Source organism: Bacillus sp. NEAU-CP5 (assembly GCF_026420705.1).
Classification (GTDB): domain Bacteria; phylum Bacillota; class Bacilli; order Bacillales; family Bacillaceae; genus Bacillus; species Bacillus velezensis.
Window position 1 is genome coordinate 415,904 of sequence record NZ_JAPMOV010000004.1, and the last position, 19,845, is coordinate 435,748.

24 protein-coding genes are annotated in these 19,845 nt (G+C 46.7%); 23 read left to right on the forward strand and 1 reads right to left on the reverse strand.

Features of this window, described 5'->3' with window-relative positions; genetic code table 11:
• The first annotated feature begins 42 nt into the window (after positions 1–42).
• From spoIIR to OTK50_RS14925, 18 genes are all read left to right on the forward strand, one after another.
• Positions 43–720: a stage II sporulation protein R gene (spoIIR, locus tag OTK50_RS14840; RefSeq protein WP_191974021.1), complete on the forward strand. Its 678-nt coding sequence runs from the start codon at positions 43–45 to the stop codon at positions 718–720.
• A gap of 70 nt (positions 721–790) precedes the next feature.
• Entirely contained in the window at positions 791–1,234 is a 444-nt protein-coding gene (locus OTK50_RS14845; RefSeq protein WP_007614382.1) for a hypothetical protein, read from the forward strand.
• A 156-nt stretch (positions 1,235–1,390) separates the two neighbouring features.
• On the forward strand, positions 1,391–2,431 hold the full coding sequence (locus OTK50_RS14850) for an L-threonylcarbamoyladenylate synthase (protein ID WP_224223880.1): 1,041 nt from the start codon (positions 1,391–1,393) through the stop codon (positions 2,429–2,431).
• A gap of 68 nt (positions 2,432–2,499) precedes the next feature.
• Complete coding sequence (locus OTK50_RS14855) at positions 2,500–3,057, forward strand: manganese efflux pump MntP family protein (RefSeq protein ID WP_021494810.1); 558 nt, start codon at positions 2,500–2,502, stop codon at positions 3,055–3,057.
• A gap of 73 nt (positions 3,058–3,130) precedes the next feature.
• On the forward strand, positions 3,131–3,586 hold the full coding sequence (locus OTK50_RS14860) for a low molecular weight protein arginine phosphatase (RefSeq protein ID WP_032869474.1): 456 nt from the start codon (positions 3,131–3,133) through the stop codon (positions 3,584–3,586).
• Positions 3,587–3,719: 133 nt separating this feature from the next.
• On the forward strand, positions 3,720–4,169 hold the full coding sequence (gene rpiB / locus OTK50_RS14865; RefSeq protein WP_003151149.1) for a ribose 5-phosphate isomerase B: 450 nt from the start codon (positions 3,720–3,722) through the stop codon (positions 4,167–4,169).
• A 13-nt stretch (positions 4,170–4,182) separates the two neighbouring features.
• Positions 4,183–4,725 (forward strand): TIGR01440 family protein, encoded by a 543-nt coding sequence (locus OTK50_RS14870; protein ID WP_007407598.1) that lies wholly within the window; start codon positions 4,183–4,185, stop codon positions 4,723–4,725.
• A gap of 147 nt (positions 4,726–4,872) precedes the next feature.
• A complete protein-coding gene (glyA, locus tag OTK50_RS14875; protein WP_007614376.1) occupies positions 4,873–6,120 on the forward strand; it encodes a serine hydroxymethyltransferase in 1,248 nt (415 codons plus the stop codon).
• Between the two features lie 134 nt (positions 6,121–6,254).
• Positions 6,255–6,884 carry a uracil phosphoribosyltransferase gene (upp, locus tag OTK50_RS14880; protein ID WP_003151154.1) on the forward strand — a complete coding sequence of 210 codons (630 nt, stop codon included), beginning with the start codon at positions 6,255–6,257 and terminating at the stop codon, positions 6,882–6,884.
• A gap of 421 nt (positions 6,885–7,305) precedes the next feature.
• Positions 7,306–7,689, forward strand: a complete 384-nt coding sequence (gene atpI, locus OTK50_RS14885; protein ID WP_003151155.1) for an ATP synthase subunit I — start codon at positions 7,306–7,308, stop codon at positions 7,687–7,689.
• Positions 7,690–7,696: 7 nt separating this feature from the next.
• Positions 7,697–8,431, forward strand: coding sequence for a F0F1 ATP synthase subunit A (atpB, locus tag OTK50_RS14890; RefSeq protein ID WP_029325729.1), 735 nt, complete (start codon positions 7,697–7,699; stop codon positions 8,429–8,431).
• Positions 8,432–8,476: 45 nt separating this feature from the next.
• Complete coding sequence (gene atpE, locus OTK50_RS14895; RefSeq protein WP_003151167.1) at positions 8,477–8,689, forward strand: F0F1 ATP synthase subunit C; 213 nt, start codon at positions 8,477–8,479, stop codon at positions 8,687–8,689.
• Positions 8,690–8,831: 142 nt separating this feature from the next.
• Positions 8,832–9,344: a F0F1 ATP synthase subunit B gene (gene atpF / locus OTK50_RS14900; RefSeq protein WP_003151168.1), complete on the forward strand. Its 513-nt coding sequence runs from the start codon at positions 8,832–8,834 to the stop codon at positions 9,342–9,344.
• Positions 9,341–9,886 carry a F0F1 ATP synthase subunit delta gene (locus OTK50_RS14905; RefSeq protein ID WP_003151169.1) on the forward strand — a complete coding sequence of 182 codons (546 nt, stop codon included), beginning with the start codon at positions 9,341–9,343 and terminating at the stop codon, positions 9,884–9,886. The genes atpF and OTK50_RS14905 overlap by 4 nt, the downstream gene beginning before the upstream one ends.
• Before the next feature lie 16 nt (positions 9,887–9,902).
• A complete protein-coding gene (atpA, locus tag OTK50_RS14910; RefSeq protein ID WP_003151170.1) occupies positions 9,903–11,411 on the forward strand; it encodes a F0F1 ATP synthase subunit alpha in 1,509 nt (502 codons plus the stop codon).
• Positions 11,412–11,486: 75 nt separating this feature from the next.
• Entirely contained in the window at positions 11,487–12,350 is an 864-nt protein-coding gene (gene atpG / locus OTK50_RS14915) for an ATP synthase F1 subunit gamma (RefSeq protein WP_003151172.1), read from the forward strand.
• Positions 12,351–12,375: 25 nt separating this feature from the next.
• On the forward strand, positions 12,376–13,797 hold the full coding sequence (atpD, locus tag OTK50_RS14920) for a F0F1 ATP synthase subunit beta (RefSeq protein WP_003151173.1): 1,422 nt from the start codon (positions 12,376–12,378) through the stop codon (positions 13,795–13,797).
• A gap of 23 nt (positions 13,798–13,820) precedes the next feature.
• Positions 13,821–14,219: a F0F1 ATP synthase subunit epsilon gene (locus tag OTK50_RS14925; RefSeq protein WP_003151176.1), complete on the forward strand. Its 399-nt coding sequence runs from the start codon at positions 13,821–13,823 to the stop codon at positions 14,217–14,219.
• Between the two features lie 44 nt (positions 14,220–14,263).
• On the opposite strand, the gene OTK50_RS14930 is transcribed toward OTK50_RS14925, so the two are convergent.
• Positions 14,264–14,734 (reverse strand): hypothetical protein, encoded by a 471-nt coding sequence (locus OTK50_RS14930; RefSeq protein WP_044802918.1) that lies wholly within the window; start codon positions 14,732–14,734, stop codon positions 14,264–14,266.
• Between the two features lie 172 nt (positions 14,735–14,906).
• On the opposite strand from OTK50_RS14930, the gene OTK50_RS14935 reads away from it, so the two are divergent.
• The 5 genes from OTK50_RS14935 to OTK50_RS14955 all read left to right on the forward strand — a co-directional run bounded on the left by OTK50_RS14935 (position 14,907) and on the right by OTK50_RS14955 (position 19,545).
• A complete protein-coding gene (locus tag OTK50_RS14935) occupies positions 14,907–15,137 on the forward strand; it encodes a DUF1146 family protein (protein WP_007614366.1) in 231 nt (76 codons plus the stop codon).
• 141 nt (positions 15,138–15,278) lie between these two features.
• The gene (locus tag OTK50_RS14940) at positions 15,279–16,019 is read left to right on the forward strand and encodes a YwmB family TATA-box binding protein (protein ID WP_032875952.1); all 741 of its coding nucleotides are present in this window, start codon (positions 15,279–15,281) and stop codon (positions 16,017–16,019) included.
• Between the two features lie 33 nt (positions 16,020–16,052).
• Positions 16,053–17,363, forward strand: coding sequence for a UDP-N-acetylglucosamine 1-carboxyvinyltransferase (gene murA, locus OTK50_RS14945; RefSeq protein WP_007614362.1), 1,311 nt, complete (start codon positions 16,053–16,055; stop codon positions 17,361–17,363).
• Positions 17,364–17,562: 199 nt separating this feature from the next.
• On the forward strand, positions 17,563–18,594 hold the full coding sequence (spoIID, locus tag OTK50_RS14950; protein ID WP_007614360.1) for a stage II sporulation protein D: 1,032 nt from the start codon (positions 17,563–17,565) through the stop codon (positions 18,592–18,594).
• Between the two features lie 264 nt (positions 18,595–18,858).
• Positions 18,859–19,545, forward strand: coding sequence for a VWA domain-containing protein (locus OTK50_RS14955; protein WP_088461788.1), 687 nt, complete (start codon positions 18,859–18,861; stop codon positions 19,543–19,545).
• Positions 19,546–19,845: the final 300 nt, after the last annotated feature.

The window sequence follows — 19,845 nt, forward strand, 5'->3', positions numbered from 1 at the left end:
TGGGACTAGATAAAAAAGCACGGAGAGGAACGGTGGGGACCGATGAAACAGACAATGATGATCTGCATATATATTTTTCTTTTATTATCAGGAGCGCTTGCGGGTTTGACAAAAGAAGAAACGGCGCGGGCATCAGCCGATGAGCCCGTTGTCATACCGGATGAAGCGATCCGGCTCAGGATTTTGGCCAACAGTGATAACGATGAGGATCAAAAGCTCAAGCGCCAGATCAGAGATGCTGTAAACAAGCAAATCACGGACTGGGTGAAAGATATCACTTCCATTGAAGAAGCGCGGCGGCTCATTCGTTCGAAGCTTCCTGAAATTAAAGAAATCGCCAAACAAACGATGAAAGAAAAGGGTGCGCATCAATCTGTTTCAGTTCAATTCAATAAAATCTCATTTCCGACAAAGCTGTACGGCAATATGGTCTATCCGGCCGGAAAATATGAAGCGATTTTAATTACACTCGGCAATGGCGAGGGCGCCAACTGGTGGTGCGTCTTGTTTCCGCCGCTGTGCTTCCTTGATTTCTCAAACGGCGAAGCGGTGAAAGATCAGGAAGACGGCGGACAGAAGCAGGAAGAGCAGAAACAGACTAAAAAAGTGCTGGATGACGTAAAAGCAAAGGCTGATAAAGCGAAGAAAGAAAATAAAGAAGACGATGATACAGAAGTGAAGTTTTTCCTCGTCGATTGGATTTCAGATCTATTTTCCTGAAGCAAAAGGCATAAATCCGGATTCGATTCATAGATTGGAAGAAAGAGTTGATCGAAACGGAGGGAAATATATGTTTTATCAGCTGAGAGTGGCAAGAGATCAAGATACGGAGGCGCTGGAGGCCTTTTTGAAAAAGGCTGATACGGCACATGCGGAAATCGATCAGCAGATCAGCCGGTTTATCGTGCTGGAAGACAGTGAAAAAAAGATTGCCGCCTGTCTCGGGATCGAAAAATTCAGCGGCGGAAAAGGGCTTCTCCGTTCACTCGTCATGTCGGACAGGCTGAATCAAAGCCATATCGTTACACTGTTTCAAAGTATGGATGTGCTGTGCAAAAAACATGAGATTCAAGATGTCTACTTAGTCGCCAATCAGCCCTCATCTGCTGAGTTTCTGAATGTGATGGGATTTGAAGCGTGCGCCGATGCGCCTGATGAACTGTATACGTCCGAACATTTCCGCAACTCGTTATGCACAGAAGGTTCGTTTTTAATGGTGAAAACCTCTGCCTGATCTAACTTATACACAAGGTTATCCACTTATTAAAAAGTGTTGTCCACAGTTTGTGGATAACACTTGTTTTATTAAAGGACATCTTTTATACTTTCAAAAGGAATACACGAGAGAAAATAAAGTTTTACCGCTTTAAAATAAGGAGTTTGGTTATACATGAAAACAAAAAGATGGTTTGTGGATTGTTCGCGCGAATTATCCACAACCGATCCCCAGATTACACAAGCCGCGGAATTGCTCCGGCAGAATGAGGTTGTGGCTTTTCCGACAGAAACCGTTTACGGACTGGGCGCTAACGCTGAAAATACGGAAGCCGTAACCAAAATATATGAGGCGAAAGGAAGGCCGAGCGATAACCCGCTGATTGTGCATATATCCCATATCAGCCAGCTTGATCGTTTTATCAGCCATATTCCTGATACGGCGAAAAAGCTTATGAAGCTATTCTGGCCGGGGGCGCTGACCCTTGTCCTGCCGTGTAAGCCCGGTGTGCTGTCACCCCGTGTCACCGCGGGACTTGAGACGGTAGCGGTCAGAATGCCTGATCATCCGGCAGCATTAGCCCTCATCAGCTCTGCCGGACTGCCGATCGCCGCGCCGAGCGCCAATTTATCAGGAAAACCGAGCCCGACGAAGGCCGAGCATGTAGCTCATGATTTAAACGGCCGCATTGCCGGTATTGTGGACGGCGGCGCGACGGGAATCGGAGTGGAATCAACCGTTCTGTCCTGTACGGGGAAACAGCCCGTGCTGCTTCGTCCGGGCGGCGTGACAAAAGAGCAGATTGAATCCGCCGCCGGCCCGGTTCTTGTGGATAAAGGGCTGACCGAAGAAGATGAGGTTCCTATTTCTCCGGGTATGAAATATACACATTACGCGCCTTCTGCGCCGATGGCTATTGCCGACGGCGGCGCCCGGAGAATTCAAGAACTGGCAGACGTATATAAAAGCCGGGGAAAACGAATCGGCATTTTGACAACAGAAGAGAACGCCGATAGTTACCAGGCTGATTATATCAAGGTCTGCGGCAGACGCTCCGACCTTGAAACAGTGGCATCCGCCTTATACGATGCGCTCCGCAGCTTTGATGAAGCGGAAGTGGACATGATTATTTCTGAGTCCTTTCCGGATACCGGAGTGGGGCTCGCCGTGATGAACAGGCTGATGAAAGCCGCAGGCGGCACCGTTATCCATTAACTTGTTCTACCCCTTATCGGACATGCATAAGCTAAACAAGCGGGCACGTCCAAGGGGGTTTTTATTTCATGTCGAATCTATTCATCGGGGAACTTGTCTCCTTAAGCATCATGGCATTTGCTTTGGGGACGGATGCCTTTTCCGTCGGACTCGGAATGGGAATGATTCAGCTGAAGAAAAAACAGATTTTTCATATAGGGGTTGTCATCGGGCTGTTTCATGTCATGATGCCGCTTGTGGGAATGGCGGCCGGGCATCTGCTGTCCGGTTTTTTGGGGATGCTCGCCGTTTACATCGGCGGATCTCTTCTTTTCATTTTAGGGGTGCAGATGATCATCGCCGCGTTTAAACAATCAGACGGGCCGCTCATATCTCCGGCAGGATCGGGACTGTTGCTGTTTGCGGTCGGTGTCAGTCTGGACAGCTTTTCTGTCGGGCTCAGTCTCGGGATGAACGGCTCCAATCCGTTTCTGGCCGTTACGCTGTTCGGGGTCTTCAGCACCGTTTTAACATGGGCGGGCCTTTTGGCGGGAAGAAAGGTGCAGTCGTGGCTCGGCTCCTACAGCGAAGCGCTTGGCGGAGCCATTTTGATCGGATTCGGGCTGAAACTGCTTTTACCGATATAAGATACGTAAAAAAAGAAACGAAGATGCCGTTTCTTTTTTCTTCATTTATAATAGGCAGTAAGAGGTGACGGACATGAAAATAATCTTTGTATGTACAGGCAATACGTGCCGCAGTCCCATGGCTGAGGCTCTTTTTAAATCCATTGCAGAAACGAAAGGGCTGGATGTCAGCGTAAGCTCGGCCGGCGTATTCGCGACTCCGCACGGAAAAGCGTCGGTCCATGCCGTAGAAGCGCTGTTTGAAAAACGGATCGCTCTCAATCACAGTTCATCTCCCTTATCGGAAGAACATATCGAGACGGCTGATCTGGTGCTGGCGATGACGGAACAGCACAAACAGCTGATTGAAGGCCGATATCAAAACAGTCAGGGCAAAGTCTTTACCATTAAAGAATACGTAACGGGGGAAAATGGCGATATCTCTGACCCGTTCGGCGGTCCGCTTGATGTTTATAAACAGACGCGGGACGAACTGGAGGAGCTGCTGACCCTTTTGGCTGATCAATTGCTTGACGGAAAAAGCAAGTAATCTGTCAGAAAATCTGCAAACAGGTCATTTGCAAAACGAATGTGAAAGAGTAGAATGAAATCAACGGATTTCGTAATAAAAAGGACAAGCACACTGGGCTGTCTTCGCCCAGCCACACCTAGGAGGTAAATGAATGAAAGTAGCTATTGCGTCAGATCACGGCGGCGTCCATATCCGCGAAGAAATAAAAAGTCTTTTGGATGAATTGCAGATTGAATACATTGATATGGGCTGTGAATGCGGCGCCGGCTCTGTCGATTATTCAGACTACGCTTTTCCGGTAGCGGAAAAAGTGGTGAACGGCGAAGCTGACAGGGGAATTTTAATTTGCGGCACAGGCATCGGCATGAGCATCTCCGCAAATAAGGTAAAGGGCATACGCTGTGCGCTTGCCCATGACACCTTCAGCGCAAAAGCGACGCGTGAACACAATGACACGAATGTTCTTGCGATGGGCGAACGCGTCATCGGCCCGGGGCTGGCGCGCGAAATCGCAAAAGTCTGGCTGACGACTGAATTTACGGGCGGCCGCCACGAACGGCGGATCGGCAAAATCGCAGATTACGAAGAAAAAAATCTGTAAGAGGTGCTGGACAATGGAAGAGATGAAGCAAAAATGGACGGACATGCTGACTGAGTTTCAAGAACAGGCAGGACTGACGGACGGCAGTCTGCTGGTGATCGGGTGCAGTACAAGTGAAGCCGCCGGAAGCCGGATCGGCACCGCCGGAAGCGGGGATTGGGCTGAATTGATATACGGCGGACTTAACCGGTTTAAGGAAAAAACGGGTGTGCATCTTGCTTTTCAATGCTGCGAGCATTTAAACAGGGCGCTTGTCATTGAAGCGGAAACGGCCGAGCGGTTCAGGCTCCCCATTGTTTCAGCCGTCCCCGTCCCGAAAGCGGGCGGAGCGATGGCCTCTTATGCATACCGGCAGATGCGTTCTCCCGTGCTCGCCGAATCGATTCAGGCTGACGCCGGGATTGACATCGGTGATACGTTCATCGGCATGCATCTGAAACCCGTTGCCGTCCCTGTCCGGATATCAAGCCGTGAGCTTGGAGAAGCACATGTGACGATGGCCCGGACAAGACCGAAGCTGATAGGCGGAATTCGCGCTGTTTATGAATGCGAATGATGAAAATACTTTTCCTGTATAATGTTCGTGTTTTCTAATTAAATTTTGTGATTTTTTTAAATAAGCTGTTACATTCACCTGAAAAACCATGTACAATAAGGGTGGTAAAAATAAAGAACAGGAAACGGATAGGAGAGGATCTCGCTGATGAAACATTTACCTGTACAAGACAAACAAGTGTTTAACGCCATCAAAGATGAGCGTAAGCGTCAACAGACTAAGATCGAATTAATTGCTTCTGAAAACTTCGTGACGGAAGCGGTAATGGAAGCACAAGGCTCTGTTTTAACAAACAAATATGCTGAAGGCTACCCCGGCAAACGCTACTACGGCGGCTGTGAGCATGTTGATGTCGTCGAGGACATCGCCCGCGACCGCGCGAAAGAGATTTTCGGAGCTGAGCATGTAAACGTTCAGCCGCACTCAGGCGCTCAAGCGAACATGGCTGTTTACTTCACGATTTTAGAGCACGGCGACACGGTGCTCGGGATGAACCTCTCCCACGGCGGCCACTTAACACACGGAAGCCCGGTTAATTTCAGCGGCGTTCAATACAACTTTGTAGAATACGGTGTCGATAAAGACACGCAATATATAGATTATGAAGATGTGCGTGAAAAAGCGCTGGCGCATAAGCCGAAACTCATCGTTGCCGGAGCGAGCGCGTACCCCCGCACGATCGACTTTAAAAAATTCCGCGAAATCGCTGATGAAGTCGGCGCTTACTTCATGGTAGACATGGCGCATATCGCGGGTCTTGTCGCAGCCGGTCTTCATCCGAATCCGGTTCCTTACGCTGACTTTGTAACGACAACGACTCACAAAACACTTCGCGGCCCCCGCGGAGGAATGATCCTTTGCCGTGAAGAGTTCGGCAAAAAGATTGATAAATCCATTTTCCCGGGAATCCAAGGCGGACCGCTTATGCATGTCATCGCGGCCAAAGCCGTTTCTTTCGGAGAAGTGCTTGAAGATGATTTCAAAACATATGCGCAAAACGTCATCTCGAACGCGAAGCGCCTGGCTGAGTCTCTGAACAAAGAGGGCATTCAGCTCGTATCAGGCGGAACGGATAACCACCTTGTGCTTGTTGACCTCCGTTCTCTCGGTCTGACCGGAAAAGTCGCTGAACACGTTCTTGATGAAATCGGCATTACATCTAATAAAAACGCGATCCCTTACGATCCGGAAAAACCGTTCGTCACAAGCGGAATCCGTCTTGGTACGGCAGCTGTGACAAGCCGCGGCTTTGACGGTGACGCGCTTGAAGAAGTCGGCGCCATCATCGGCCTCGCACTGAAAAATCATGAAGACGAAGCAAAACTTGAAGAAGCGAGACAGCGCGTATCTGCCTTGACTGAAAAGTTTCCTTTATATAAAGAACTGGACTATTAATAAGGAAGAAACCCGCCGGAACCTTAATCCGGCGGGTTTTTTTATGATTTTCTTGAAACTGTTTGTCTTTTTCTGTAGAATCAATAGAAGTGTGAAAAAGTCACTCGGACAACAAAAAAGGAGCTGAACACAGTATGGGAAAGGTTTACGTATTTGATCATCCTTTAATCCAGCATAAGCTGACATATATTCGGAATGAAAATACAGGCACAAAGGATTTCAGAGACCTTGTGGACGAAGTCGCGTCACTGATGGCGTTTGAAATTACACGTGATCTTCCTCTTAAAGAAGTGGAAGTGAAAACACCTGTTCAAACAGCGACATCCAAAGTGATTTCAGGGAAGAAACTCGGTATCGTGCCGATCCTGAGAGCGGGTCTCGGAATGGTTGACGGCATGCTGAAATTAATCCCGGCCGCTAAAGTGGGACATGTCGGATTATACCGTGATCCGGAAACCTTAAAACCGGTGGAATACTATGTCAAGCTTCCTTCTGATGTAGAAGAACGCGAATTTATTGTCGTGGATCCGATGCTTGCTACGGGAGGTTCTGCGGTGGAAGCGATAAACAGCCTGAAAAAGCGCGGCGCGAGAAACATTCGTTTTATGTGTCTTGTAGCGGCTCCGGAAGGCGTGGAAGAGCTGCAGAAACATCACTCTGACGTTGATATTTATATCGCCGCCCTTGATGAAAAACTGAATGAAAAAGGCTATATCGTTCCGGGCCTCGGTGACGCGGGTGACAGACTGTACGGAACCAAATAAATCGGAAAACCTCATTCAGGGGGTTTTCTTTTTTTATCCAGATATTTGCTGAATGGGCAGACTTCATACATTTATAGGTGAATTTGTGAACATTCTGTGTATGCTTTCGGTATAAAAAGTTTTTTAACTTTAAACAGATTGACACATGTTAGGGGCTATTGTATGCTAAACGAGGGTATTATGAGAAGGTTTTCATTCCTTTCATTTCTAGTATCCATCCTCATTTTAAATCCTCCAAAAAACCCGTTATATGAGGATTTATCTAAGCGAATGAAACAGCATCCCGTGGCATCAGGAGGATGAGTGGTTTTTTCGAACAGGCCGTTTTGCGGGACAAAAAAAGGCCTTCTGCAAAGGGTTAACCGCATGTTTTGCCGTATCCAGGAATTATATTACATTTTCATCAGGAGACAGATAGTTGATGGACGATCCCAATCTTACATTCAGCAGACAACGGAGATATGTATTTGTGATCTTAGCAATCTATTTGCTGGGATATGGTCTTACGGCGTATAAAACTGTTTTTCTAGGCCTCTTTTTGGGAACTGTTTTCAGTTTGTTTAATTTGTGGCTCTTGACCAGAAGAATGAATGCTTTTGACAAGGCCGTGGCGAAAGGAAAGTCCATACGATCACTCGGGAGCGCAGCGCGTTGGTGCAATGCGATACTTGCGATGGCTGTCGCCTTTAAATATCCCGATAAAGTCAGTGTGGCAAGTGTGATTATTGGATTAATGACAATTTATCCCGTCATTATGATAGATTCCATTATTCAGCTCAAACGTTCATCAATGGAAGAGAGGTGAAAACCCATTGAATCACGATTACAGAACTATGGATTTGTTTGGTCTTACTTTTAATCTGACAAACATTCTGATGATTACTGTGGCAAGTGTGATTGTGCTGCTGATTGCGATTCTCACTACGAGAACGCTGTCCATCCGTCCAGGAAAAGCCCAGAACTTCATGGAATGGATTGTTGATTTTGTCCGCAATATTATAGGCAGTACAATGGATTTAAAAACAGGGGCTAACTTCTTGGCGCTTGGTGTAACCTTGCTGATGTACATATTTGTATCAAATATGCTGGGGCTGCCGTTTTCTGTAACGGTCGGACACGAGCTTTGGTGGAAATCACCGACGGCCGATCCGGCTATTACTCTGACTCTAGCCGTTATGGTTGTGTCGTTAACGCACTATTACGGCGTGAAGATGAAAGGTTTGAAGGAATACTCTAAGGATTACCTCAGACCGGTTCCGCTTATGTTCCCGATGAAGATCATTGAGGAGTTTGCGAATACGCTGACACTCGGACTTCGTCTTTACGGTAACATTTTCGCCGGGGAAATTCTTCTTGGCCTGCTTGCGAATCTGGCGACGAATTTCTACTCAAACAGCTTCTTTCTCGGTTTGGTCGGCACAGTCGGAGCCATTCTTCCGATGCTTGCATGGCAGGCGTTCAGCTTGTTCATCGGTACCATCCAGGCATTTATCTTTACGATGCTGACGATGGTGTACATGTCACACAAAATCAGTCATGATCATTAAAATCATATATCCATTCGGATAACATTTTAAAGGAGGAACTTTTTCATGAATTTAATAGCAGCTGCAATTGCAATCGGTTTAGGTGCACTTGGTGCAGGTATTGGTAACGGTCTGATCGTTTCACGTACGGTAGAGGGAATTGCCCGTCAGCCGGAAGCAGGAAAAGAACTTAGAACTCTTATGTTCATGGGTATCGCATTGGTTGAGGCCCTTCCGATTATCGCTGTCGTTATCGCGTTCTTAGCGTTCTTTGGCTAAGCAAAAAAGCCTTATATGAACTAAAAATGGCGAAGATCACTCTAAGAGAACCTTCGCCATTGCTTTATGTCTGATAAGCAGGCCGTCCCGAAACGGCTTTTTATCAGCAGAGAAAACCTGCAGAAGGGAGTTGCCGTAGTAGATGTCTCAATTACCTCTTGAATTAGGACTGTCGTTTAACGGCGGAGATATCCTATTCCAATTGTTAGCTATGTTAGTTTTATTAGCGCTTCTCAAGAAATTCGCTCTTGGACCGCTATTAAATATAATGAAACAGCGTGAAGATCATATCGCCGGCGAAATTACGTCCGCTGAAGAAAGAAATAAAGAAGCGCAGAAGCTGATTGAAGAGCAGCGCGTTCTTTTAAAAGAAGCGAAACAGGAATCACAATCACTCATTGAAAATGCGAAAAAACTGGGTGAAAAGCAGAAGGAAGACATTATCCAGGCTGCACGCGCCGAGTCTGAAAGATTGAAAGAAGCGGCGAGAACCGAAATTGTTAAAGAAAAAGAACAAGCGGTTTCCGCACTTCGCGAGCAAGTCGCATCACTTTCTGTCTTAATCGCATCGAAAGTGATTGAAAAAGAGCTTGATGAACAAGCCCAGGAACAACTGATTCAGGACTATCTTAAAGAGGTAGGAGAAAGCCGATGAGTGGATCTGCTGTCTCTAAACGATACGCGTCAGCGCTTTTCGACATTGCCGTTGAGACTTCTCAAATCAATGAAATCGAAGAAGAGCTTACCGTACTAAAAGAAGTGTTCCGGAACGAAGCCGGATTACAGGAAGTGTTAAGCCATCCGAAGGTATCGGCCGCTAAGAAAAAAGAGCTGATTCAGCAATCGTTCGGCGCACTGTCTGAGTCTGTGCTGCATACGATTTTTCTTCTGATTGACCGCCGCCGGTCTTCGATTGTGCCTGATCTCACAGACGAGTTTATCAAACTTGCCAATCAGGCCCGTCAGACAGAGGACGCGGTTGTTTATTCAGTAAAACCGCTGTCAGAAGCGGAAATGTTATCATTGTCTCAAGTGTTTGCAAAAAAAGCCGGAATCGCTTCGCTCAGAATCAGAAATGAAGTGCAGACGGATTTAATAGGCGGCATTAAAGTCCGCATTGGAAACCGGATATATGACGGAAGCGTGAGCGGAAAGCTTGAGCGCATGGAACGTCAACTTGCCGGAGGAAATCGATAGAAGGGGTGAAACCTAAGTGAGCATCAAAGCTGAAGAGATTAGCACGCTGATAAAGCAGCAAATTCAAAATTACCAATCTGAAATTGAAGTTCATGACGTAGGTACAGTCATCCAAGTCGGAGACGGTATTGCGCGTGTGCACGGCCTTGACAATTGTATGGCCGGTGAACTTGTTGAGTTTTCAAACGGCGTTTTGGGTATGGCTCAAAACCTTGAAGAATCCAACGTAGGTATCGTTATCTTAGGACCTTACAGAGATATCCGTGAAGGTGATGAGGTCAAAAGAACGGGCCGCATCATGGAAGTTCCTGTAGGTGAAGAATTAATCGGACGTATCGTCAACCCGCTCGGACAGCCGGTAGACGGACTGGGTCCGATTCTGACAAGCAAAACACGTCCGATCGAAAGCCAGGCTCCAGGCGTAATGGACCGTAAATCGGTACATGAGCCGCTGCAAACGGGTATCAAAGCGATTGACGCGTTAATTCCGATCGGCCGCGGACAGCGTGAGCTGATTATCGGTGACCGTCAGACAGGTAAAACATCTGTTGCGATTGATACAATCTTAAACCAAAAAGATCAAGACATGATCTGTGTGTACGTAGCGATCGGTCAAAAAGAATCTACAGTACGCGGCGTGGTGGAAACACTTCGTAAGCACGGCGCGCTTGATTACACGATTGTCGTGACGGCGTCCGCTTCACAGCCGGCTCCGCTTCTGTACCTTGCACCGTATGCAGGGGTGACAATGGGTGAAGAATTCATGTACAACGGCAAGCACGTTCTCGTCGTATATGATGATTTATCCAAACAAGCGGCCGCTTACCGTGAGCTGTCATTGCTTCTTCGCCGTCCGCCGGGCCGTGAAGCATTCCCTGGGGATGTATTCTATCTTCACTCCCGTCTGCTTGAGCGCGCAGCCAAGCTGAGTGACGCTAAAGGCGCAGGATCAATTACGGCGCTGCCGTTCGTCGAAACACAAGCAGGAGATATCTCCGCTTATATCCCGACAAACGTCATTTCCATTACTGACGGACAGATTTTCCTTCAATCCGACCTATTCTTCTCAGGCGTGCGTCCTGCGATCAATGCCGGATTATCCGTATCCCGTGTCGGCGGATCAGCCCAAATCAAAGCGATGAAAAAGGTAGCTGGAACATTGCGTCTTGACCTGGCTTCATACCGTGAACTTGAAGCGTTCGCCCAATTCGGATCTGATCTTGACCAGGCGACTCAGGCGAAACTGAACCGCGGTGCGCGTACAGTTGAAGTGCTGAAGCAAGACTTGAATAAACCGCTTCCGGTTGAAAAACAGGTAGCCATTCTTTATGCGCTGACAAAAGGATATCTTGATGATATTCCGGTTGCGGATATCAGACGTTTTGAAGAAGAGTACTACATGTACCTTGATCAAAACCATAAAGATCTGCTTGACGGCATTGCGAAAACAGGAAACCTTCCTGCTGATGAAGACTTCAAAGCTGCAATCGAAGGCTTCAAACGCACATTTGCACCAAGCAACTAACCCTTAGAAGATGAGAGAAAAAGGTTCTCTTTTTCTCTCTTTTTACGCAAATGAAGAATAAAGGTGGTGAAATCTTTGGCCTCATTACGCGATATTAAGTCAAGGATCACGTCAACGAAAAAAACAAGCCAGATTACAAAAGCCATGCAGATGGTATCCGCTGCGAAGCTGAACCGTGCGGAAACCAACGCGAAGTCATTTGCTCCGTATATGGATAAGATCCAGGAGGTTGTGTTTAACGTCGGAAAAGGCGCGAAAAACGCGAAACACCCGATGCTTGTCTCAAGAGAAGTGAAAAAGACGGCGTATCTCGTCATTACGTCTGACCGCGGGCTTGCGGGTGCGTTTAACAGTTCGGTTTTGCGAAACGCTTACCGCACCATTCAAGAACGCCATCAGTCTAAAGATGAATACACGGTGATTGCAATCGGCAGAGTCGGCCGCGATTTCTTCAAAAAACGGGAAATGCCGATTTTGTCTGAGTTAGTGGGGCTTGGCGACGAGGTCACTTTTGCTCAGATTAAAGATTTGACCCGTCAGACGGTTCAAATGTTTATCGACGGCGCTTTTGATGAACTGCATTTGGTGTATAACCATTTCGTCAGTGCGATTTCACAGGAAGTGACGGAGAAAAAAGTGCTGCCTTTAACGGATTTCGGAACGAGCGGCGGGAAGCGCACGGCTTCTTACGAGTTCGAACCGGATGAAGAAGAGGTGCTCGAAGTGCTGCTTCCTCAATATGCGGAAAGCTTAATTTACGGCGCGCTTCTTGACAGTAAAGCAAGTGAACACGCTGCGAGAATGACAGCAATGAAAAATGCGACGGATAATGCGAAAGAACTCATTGATTCACTTTCGCTTTCATATAACCGCGCGCGTCAAGCGGCGATTACACAAGAAATTACCGAAATTGTCGGCGGTGCAGCCGCTTTAGAATAGAAAGATTTTGTCAGGAGGGATAGCGATGAAGAAAGGACGCGTAAGTCAGGTGCTTGGACCGGTTGTCGACGTACGTTTCGAGGACGGCCACTTGCCTGCGATTTATAATGCGATTAAAGTTTCACAGCCAGCTACAGGCGAAAATGAAGTAGGCATCGACCTAACGCTAGAGGTTGCTCTTCATTTAGGCGATGATACAGTCCGTACAATTGCCATGGCATCTACGGACGGAATTCAGCGCGGAATGGAAGCTGTTGATACAGGTGCGCCGATTTCCGTTCCTGTCGGTGATGTGACTCTCGGACGCGTATTTAACGTACTGGGAGATAAAATTGATTTAAATGAACCGCTGCCTGCGGATGCTCAAAAGGACCCGATCCACAGATCAGCTCCTTCATTCGATGAGCTTTCAACTGAGGTTGAAATTCTTGAAACGGGAATTAAGGTTGTTGACCTGCTCGCTCCTTACATCAAGGGCGGTAAAATCGGATTGTTCGGCGGCGCCGGCGTAGGTAAAACCGTATTAATCCAGGAATTAATCAACAACATCGCGCAAGAGCACGGCGGTATTTCCGTATTCGCCGGTGTAGGAGAGCGTACTCGTGAAGGGAACGACCTTTTCTACGAAATGAGCGATTCAGGCGTTATTAAGAAAACAGCCATGGTCTTCGGACAAATGAACGAGCCGCCGGGCGCACGTATGCGTGTAGCACTGACGGGTCTTACAATGGCTGAGCATTTCCGTGATAAACAAGGACAGGACGTACTGTTCTTTATCGATAACATTTTCCGTTTCACACAAGCGGGTTCAGAGGTTTCCGCGCTTCTCGGCCGTATGCCTTCTGCGGTTGGTTATCAGCCGACGCTTGCGACAGAAATGGGTCAGCTTCAAGAGCGTATTACGTCTACAAACGTTGGTTCAGTTACATCTATCCAGGCGATCTACGTGCCTGCCGATGACTACACTGACCCGGCTCCGGCGACAACGTTCGCTCACTTGGATGCAACGACTAACCTTGAGCGTAAATTAACTGAAATGGGTATCTACCCTGCGGTTGATCCGCTGGCTTCCACTTCCCGCGCGCTTGCTCCGGAAATTGTCGGAGAAGAGCATTATGCGGTGGCGCGTGAAGTCCAGTCAACGCTTCAGCGTTACAAAGAACTTCAGGATATTATTGCGATTCTCGGTATGGACGAATTAGGTGAAGAAGACAAGCTTGTCGTTCACCGCGCACGCCGTATCCAGTTCTTCCTTTCTCAAAACTTCCACGTAGCTGAGCAGTTTACGGGACAAAAGGGTTCTTACGTGCCTGTTAAAGAAACGGTACGAGGCTTTAAAGAAATCCTTTCCGGTAAATATGACCATCTTCCGGAAGATGCATTCCGTCTTGTGGGACGCATTGAAGAAGTCATTGAGAATGCAAAAGAGATGGGTGTAGAAGTTTAATCTGGTCCTAGGAGGGTAAAAGCATGAAGACCGTTAAAGTCAATATCGTTACTCCCGACGGCCCAGTATATGATGCTGATATTGAAATGGTAAGTGTAAGAGCCGAGAGCGGTGATCTCGGTATCTTGCCTGGCCATATTCCGACCGTGGCTCCGCTTAAAATCGGCGCTGTCCGCCTTAAAAAAGACGGGCAGACCGAATTGGCGGCTGTCAGCGGCGGATTTTTAGAAGTCCGTCCTGATCAGGTCACTATCCTTGCACAAGCCGCTGAAACAGCGGAAAGCATTGATAAAGAGCGCGCCCTTGCTGCGAAAAAGCGGGCGGAAGACCGTTTGAACAAACGATCAGATGATACTGACATTCGTCGGGCTGAGCTTGCGCTACAGCGGGCTGTAAACAGATTGGATGTTGCAGGAAACTAAAAAAGAATCCTTCTCGGCTGTCTGAGAAGGATTCTTTTTCTATATTAACGCATAAGAGATTCATAGACGCCGATAAGCGGATGATCCTCTTCTTTTTGCAGATATAAATGTTCGCAGCAGTTGTCGGTGTGCCACGTTTTGTTTCCTCTCCGCACACCCGTCGTATAGGCGCCGTCCGTATACGGATAAGGTTTGACGATCCATTCGGCATCGTCATGGTGTCTGATGGCGCAATCGATGACATACACGCTGAGCATTTTCTCAAATTCGTCAATCGGCAGGTTCCAATCCGCCAAAAGCAGCTCTTGTATGCTGCGGAAGTAAAGAGCTTCCACTTCCAGCAGGCTGCCGCGTGAATAATCAAGAGAAATGTTGAAAAACTGACATAATTCTTTCAGTTCCTCTGTTTGAGACTGTCTATAATCATAGTAGAATGCTATCGCTTCCCACTCGTGGTCAAATACGGGAAGAGTTTCTCCATACTGCTTTTCCGGATGAAAAAAGGAATGATTCATATTCCCATCTCCTTTCCAAAAAAGTATATCATGCCGGAGAACGGACATTTAAGCGGGGATTGCCTCTAATTTTGGATAAAAATTCTGATGTAAAAATGATCATCTTTCTCTCTTCTTCTTATATAATAAGAGAGGATATGAGGGGCGGAAAAAATGAAAGGAGATGGGATTTGTGAATGTATTGGGGCAGCAGGCCGCAATCAGCATCCTGGTTCACCTGGTATGCATTGCGGTGACATGGTGGGCGCTTCAGGCCGTCAACTTTGATCCGCTGATCCGAAAAGGAAAAATAGTGCAGGCGAGGCTGCTGATCATTCTTCTTACCATTGCGATCGGTACGGCAGTCGCTGACTTCTTTTTAGATTATCTTACCTATTCGAAACAGCTTCCATACTTATTTTAAGATGTTTCGTCTGTTGAAATGAAGGGAATCGCTGGGTGAGAAACCAATTTTTCTTCACCCGCTTGGCGAGTTTTGACGAAGTTTTCCATGTATTGCTTTCCCCGGCTCCGGCAAAAATGGGAGTAAGGGGGAGAAATCGATATGAAGAAAAAAAGAGCAGGCCGCATCATCTTGTTTTTTGTTTTTTTAAGCGCCTTAATAGCGGTATTTCATTCCATTCATGCAAGTGAGCTGTCTCCGCTTGCCCAGATTGCCGAAGGAATGGAGCGGCAGCAGGTCACTGTAGATGAATGGACGCTTCATGCGAAAAAAAATCTGAACCTGTCACTGAGTGAATTTGATGACAAGGTAAAAGAACTGAAGACGCAGTATCCGCAATATCATTGGGAATCCGCGCGGGAAGATAAAATCGTAAAGGCCGTCGGCACGTATTCTGACAAAAAAAATCACACAACTTTTAAACTGCAGCTCGTCACTACCCTCAAAAACCAGAACCCAACTTCGTATTTATTATATGAGCAAATGAGCCCGGAGCAACCGAAAAACTGGAATGATACATATGAACAGTTTGAACGGCAGGCACATGACATATTTCAAAATAAAGTATTTATTTTTACTTGTCTAAAGGGTCATTTAAATGATAATATGAGTATTGTTTTGCAAAAAAAAGCAGAACAGCTCATGAAAGAATTTGAAGCAAGTCCAGTTGAACATGTAGTTGAGCCTCATTTCGTTTCTGTTTCTGCATTTACATATAAGTGGACAGATTACATCATGACATCGAAACATAAGATGAATGTGCAAGTTGCGCTTAGAAGTGCGGGAATGGGCGAAAAACATACCGTTACGGTTGGCACACCAATCGTGACGACTGAATATTAATATAGAGAATATAGGGACGCGGAGGGGAATACCTTGGAAAAAATCATCGTCCGCGGCGGTCAGAAGTTAAACGGCACAGTGAAAGTTGAAGGAGCAAAAAATGCCGTTTTACCAGTTATCGCTGCATCTTTATTAGCAAGTGAAGAAAAAAGCGTAATATGTGATGTACCTACGCTCTCCGATGTATATACAATTAATGAAGTGTTGCGTCATTTAGGAGCAGATGTGCATTTTGAGAATAATGAAGTTACCGTAAACGCTTCTTACGCTTTAGAAACAGAAGCACCTTTTGAATATGTGCGCAAAATGCGCGCGTCAGTGCTTGTTATGGGCCCTCTGTTAGCCCGTACGGGTCATTCAAGAGTAGCGCTTCCGGGCGGCTGCGCAATCGGCTCAAGACCGATTGATCAGCATTTAAAAGGCTTTGAAGCAATGGGTGCAAAAATCAAAGTAGGCAACGGCTTTATTGAAGCAGAAGTGGAAGGCCGTCTGCAGGGCGCAAAAATCTATTTAGATTTCCCAAGTGTGGGTGCGACAGAAAACTTGATTATGGCAGCTGCTTTAGCTGAAGGAACAACAACGCTTGAAAACGTGGCAAAAGAGCCTGAAATCGTTGACTTAGCGAACTATATCAATGCGATGGGCGGAAAAATCCGCGGAGCCGGCACAGGCACCATTAAAATTGAAGGTGTCGAAAAGCTTCACGGCGTAAGACACAACATCATTCCTGACCGTATTGAAGCGGGTACTTTCATGGTGGCTGCGGCGATCACGGAAGGAAATGTATTAGTCAAAGGTGCGGTTCCTGAGCATCTTACGTCTTTAATTGCGAAGATGGAAGAAATGGGAGTCAAAATTACGGATGAAGGAGAAGGCCTTCGTGTCATCGGTCCTGCCCAGCTGAAGCCGATCGACATTAAAACGATGCCTCACCCAGGATTCCCGACTGATATGCAGTCGCAAATGATGGCGCTGCTTCTCCGTGCGAGCGGAACAAGCATGATTACTGAAACTGTGTTTGAAAACCGTTTTATGCATGCTGAAGAATTCCGCCGGATGAATGGCGACATTAAAATTGAAGGACGTTCTGTGATCATTAACGGTCCTGTACAGCTGCAAGGCGCAGAAGTTGCCGCTACGGACCTGCGTGCGGGCGCGGCGCTGATTCTTGCGGGATTAGTGGCTGAAGGTCATACACGTGTCACGGAACTGAAGCACTTGGATCGCGGTTATGTGAATTTCCATCAAAAACTTGCGGCTCTCGGCGCTGACATCGAGCGTGTCGTTGATGAAACGGCCGCTGAACAAGAAAGCAAAGAAGTCGTAACTGACCTAAACGCATAATGGCTGTAAAAACAGTATGTCAATCTGGCATACTGTTTTTTTATGGTTTATCATCATTATTATGCTCTGATTTCCAAAAAAGAATACGTTTTTCGCGTGAAAAATGGAATAAAGATTCTGTCCAAAAGGAAGTCATATTAGCTTGTCCCTGCCCATAAGATGAAGTAGAGTCGAATCCCAAGCAGGAGGCAGCTGATATATGAAACCGATTGTATTTCTACTATCCGGGCTGTGTATACTTATTCTTCTTGTCCCCACCATTCTCGTCCTTCCGTTTCAGGCAGAAAAAGGAGCAGCCGTAAACAGAGAGCCCGGACACAAAACAGCACACACCACACGAGAAACAAAAGGAGCAGAAACATTGAAAGAATCACCTGTATCCATTCCGGTTTATCGGACATCCAATCATTCTGTAGAGAACATTCCGCTTGAAGAGTACGTGGTCGGTGTCGTGGCTTCCGAAATGCCCGCAAACTTTAAACCGGAGGCCTTAAAAGCCCAGGCGCTCGCCGCCCGGACATTCATCGTCAGACTGATGGTCGCTGACTCAGCCGTTCAGGCGCCGAAAGGATCACTGGTGGATGATACGCAAATGTTCCAAGTCTATCAAAGCAAAAGCCAGCTGAAAAAAGAATGGGGTTCTAAGTACGCACACAACCTCAAGAAAATCACAAACGCGGTGGCCGGCACGCAAGGAAAGATTTTAACGTACGACAACAAGCCGATTGAGGCATCTTTCTTCTCTACGAGCAACGGGTATACGGAAAATGCGGAAGCCTATTGGACAAGCGCCATTCCTTATTTAAAGAGCGTGAAAAGTCCGTGGGATAAGCAATCGCCGAAATATCTCGCCACCCAGACCTTCAGTGTGCCGGAGTTTCAGCAAAAACTTGGCGTACAGCTCTCGGGACAAAACACGGTGGGACAGATTACAGCCAGAACGCCGGGCCATCAAGTGGCGACGGCCGTCATCAACGGCAAAAAGCTGAAGGGAAGAGACATTCGGGAAAAACTCGGACTCCGTTCTGCCGACTTTGAATGGAAACGGAACGGCGGCAGCATCACCATTACGACAAAAGGATTCGGCCACGGCGTCGGGATGAGCCAGTACGGGGCCAATTACATGGCGGAGCAGGGGAAATCCGTGGCGGACATCGTCAAGCATTATTATCAGGGTGTGGATATCTCCGAAGCAGATTCATTTTTAAACAAATATATGGCGAAAAAATAGACGCTTTCATGAGCGTCTATTTTTTTGAAAACTATTCCATAAACGGTAAAGCAACCAACAGACTCATATAACGAAAGCCTAAAGGCTGACAAATGTCGATTGAAGGCTGAGCGCCGGGTGTAAATCACTGATAAAAATGCCGCTTCTATGTGAATATACGCAAAAATAATGAGGAACGCTGTCCTATTTATTTCCCTTTTCATCTCATTTACGATAAATATTGTTCGGCGTTGAACGTAAATCTATTGAAAAGGGGAAAAAGCAATGAAAAAAACATTTTCACTCATACTCATGCTCGGATTGATGCTGACTGCTGCATCTCCTGCTTTTGCTGCCGAGAATGCAAACGAGAAGACTCTTTCATTTAAAAACAATACCGCTATTTTACTTGATGCGAGCGGCAGTATGGCAAAACGGATTGACGGTGTTTCTAAATACAACATGGCAAAAGAAGAAATTGTCCGTTTTGCGGATCAAATTAAATCTAAATCACAGGTCAGAATGACGGTTTTCGGTTCGGAAGGCAATAATAAAAACTCCGGAAAGGTTCAATCTTGTGAATCCATTCGCGGTGTGTACGGATTCCAAAGGTTTGACAGACAGAGCTTCCTTAACTCTCTTAACGGAATCGGGCCTACGGGCTGGACACCGATTTCAAAAGCATTAGAGGATGCGAAGGCTTCCTTTACCGGTTTGCACAAACTTGGCAGTAAATCCGTTTTCCTGTTGACGGACGGCGAGGAGACATGCGGAGGAGATCCTGTTAAGACAGCGAAAGAACTTCGCAAACAGCATATTAAAGTCAACGTGATCGGCTTTGACTTTAAGGAAGGCTTCAACGGCCAGCTTCACGAGATTGCCAAAGCGGGCGGAGGAAAATATTACGAAGCTCACAGCCAAAAGGATATGAACCGCATCTTTACAATGGCAGCGAGTTCATTAGCGGAATAAGAAAAGGTGCCGTTTATCGGCCCTTTTTTTTATTTTTATTTAACAAAAATTTCAAGAAAAGATGAAGAGAAAACTGTAAAAAGAATCAGATTCCGGACTTATATTACAAAAAGGGCGAAAAAGGCATTAAATCTGTCATCATTTATCCAATCTTTTTAGGATGATGCGCATAATTCTGTTCATTTTTAACGGTGTACAGCCGCTTATACAAAAGGAATCCCGCCCTATATCTTTTTGCATACTCGTCATCTAGCATAGAGAAGAGCCGGGGGCCCATCGGCCAAAAACAAACGGAGAGGA

What these genes read in the sequence shown, in the direction of transcription:
- spoIIR (WP_191974021.1), top strand. Translation starts at nt 43, where the DNA reads ATGAAACAGACAATGATGATCTGCATATATATTTTTCTTTTATTATCA.
- OTK50_RS14845 (WP_007614382.1), top strand. Translation starts at nt 791, where the DNA reads ATGTTTTATCAGCTGAGAGTGGCAAGAGATCAAGATACGGAGGCGCTG.
- OTK50_RS14850 (WP_224223880.1), top strand. Translation starts at nt 1,391, where the DNA reads ATGAAAACAAAAAGATGGTTTGTGGATTGTTCGCGCGAATTATCCACA.
- OTK50_RS14855 (WP_021494810.1), top strand. Translation starts at nt 2,500, where the DNA reads ATGTCGAATCTATTCATCGGGGAACTTGTCTCCTTAAGCATCATGGCA.
- OTK50_RS14860 (WP_032869474.1), top strand. Translation starts at nt 3,131, where the DNA reads ATGAAAATAATCTTTGTATGTACAGGCAATACGTGCCGCAGTCCCATG.
- rpiB (WP_003151149.1), top strand. Translation starts at nt 3,720, where the DNA reads ATGAAAGTAGCTATTGCGTCAGATCACGGCGGCGTCCATATCCGCGAA.
- OTK50_RS14870 (WP_007407598.1), top strand. Translation starts at nt 4,183, where the DNA reads ATGGAAGAGATGAAGCAAAAATGGACGGACATGCTGACTGAGTTTCAA.
- glyA (WP_007614376.1), top strand. Translation starts at nt 4,873, where the DNA reads ATGAAACATTTACCTGTACAAGACAAACAAGTGTTTAACGCCATCAAA.
- upp (WP_003151154.1), top strand. Translation starts at nt 6,255, where the DNA reads ATGGGAAAGGTTTACGTATTTGATCATCCTTTAATCCAGCATAAGCTG.
- atpI (WP_003151155.1), top strand. Translation starts at nt 7,306, where the DNA reads ATGGACGATCCCAATCTTACATTCAGCAGACAACGGAGATATGTATTT.
- atpE (WP_003151167.1), top strand. Translation starts at nt 8,477, where the DNA reads ATGAATTTAATAGCAGCTGCAATTGCAATCGGTTTAGGTGCACTTGGT.
- atpF (WP_003151168.1), top strand. Translation starts at nt 8,832, where the DNA reads ATGTCTCAATTACCTCTTGAATTAGGACTGTCGTTTAACGGCGGAGAT.
- OTK50_RS14905 (WP_003151169.1), top strand. Translation starts at nt 9,341, where the DNA reads ATGAGTGGATCTGCTGTCTCTAAACGATACGCGTCAGCGCTTTTCGAC.
- atpD (WP_003151173.1), top strand. Translation starts at nt 12,376, where the DNA reads ATGAAGAAAGGACGCGTAAGTCAGGTGCTTGGACCGGTTGTCGACGTA.
- OTK50_RS14925 (WP_003151176.1), top strand. Translation starts at nt 13,821, where the DNA reads ATGAAGACCGTTAAAGTCAATATCGTTACTCCCGACGGCCCAGTATAT.
- OTK50_RS14930 (WP_044802918.1), bottom strand. Translation starts at nt 14,734, where the DNA reads ATGAATCATTCCTTTTTTCATCCGGAAAAGCAGTATGGAGAAACTCTT.
- OTK50_RS14940 (WP_032875952.1), top strand. Translation starts at nt 15,279, where the DNA reads ATGAAGAAAAAAAGAGCAGGCCGCATCATCTTGTTTTTTGTTTTTTTA.
- spoIID (WP_007614360.1), top strand. Translation starts at nt 17,563, where the DNA reads ATGAAACCGATTGTATTTCTACTATCCGGGCTGTGTATACTTATTCTT.
- OTK50_RS14955 (WP_088461788.1), top strand. Translation starts at nt 18,859, where the DNA reads ATGAAAAAAACATTTTCACTCATACTCATGCTCGGATTGATGCTGACT.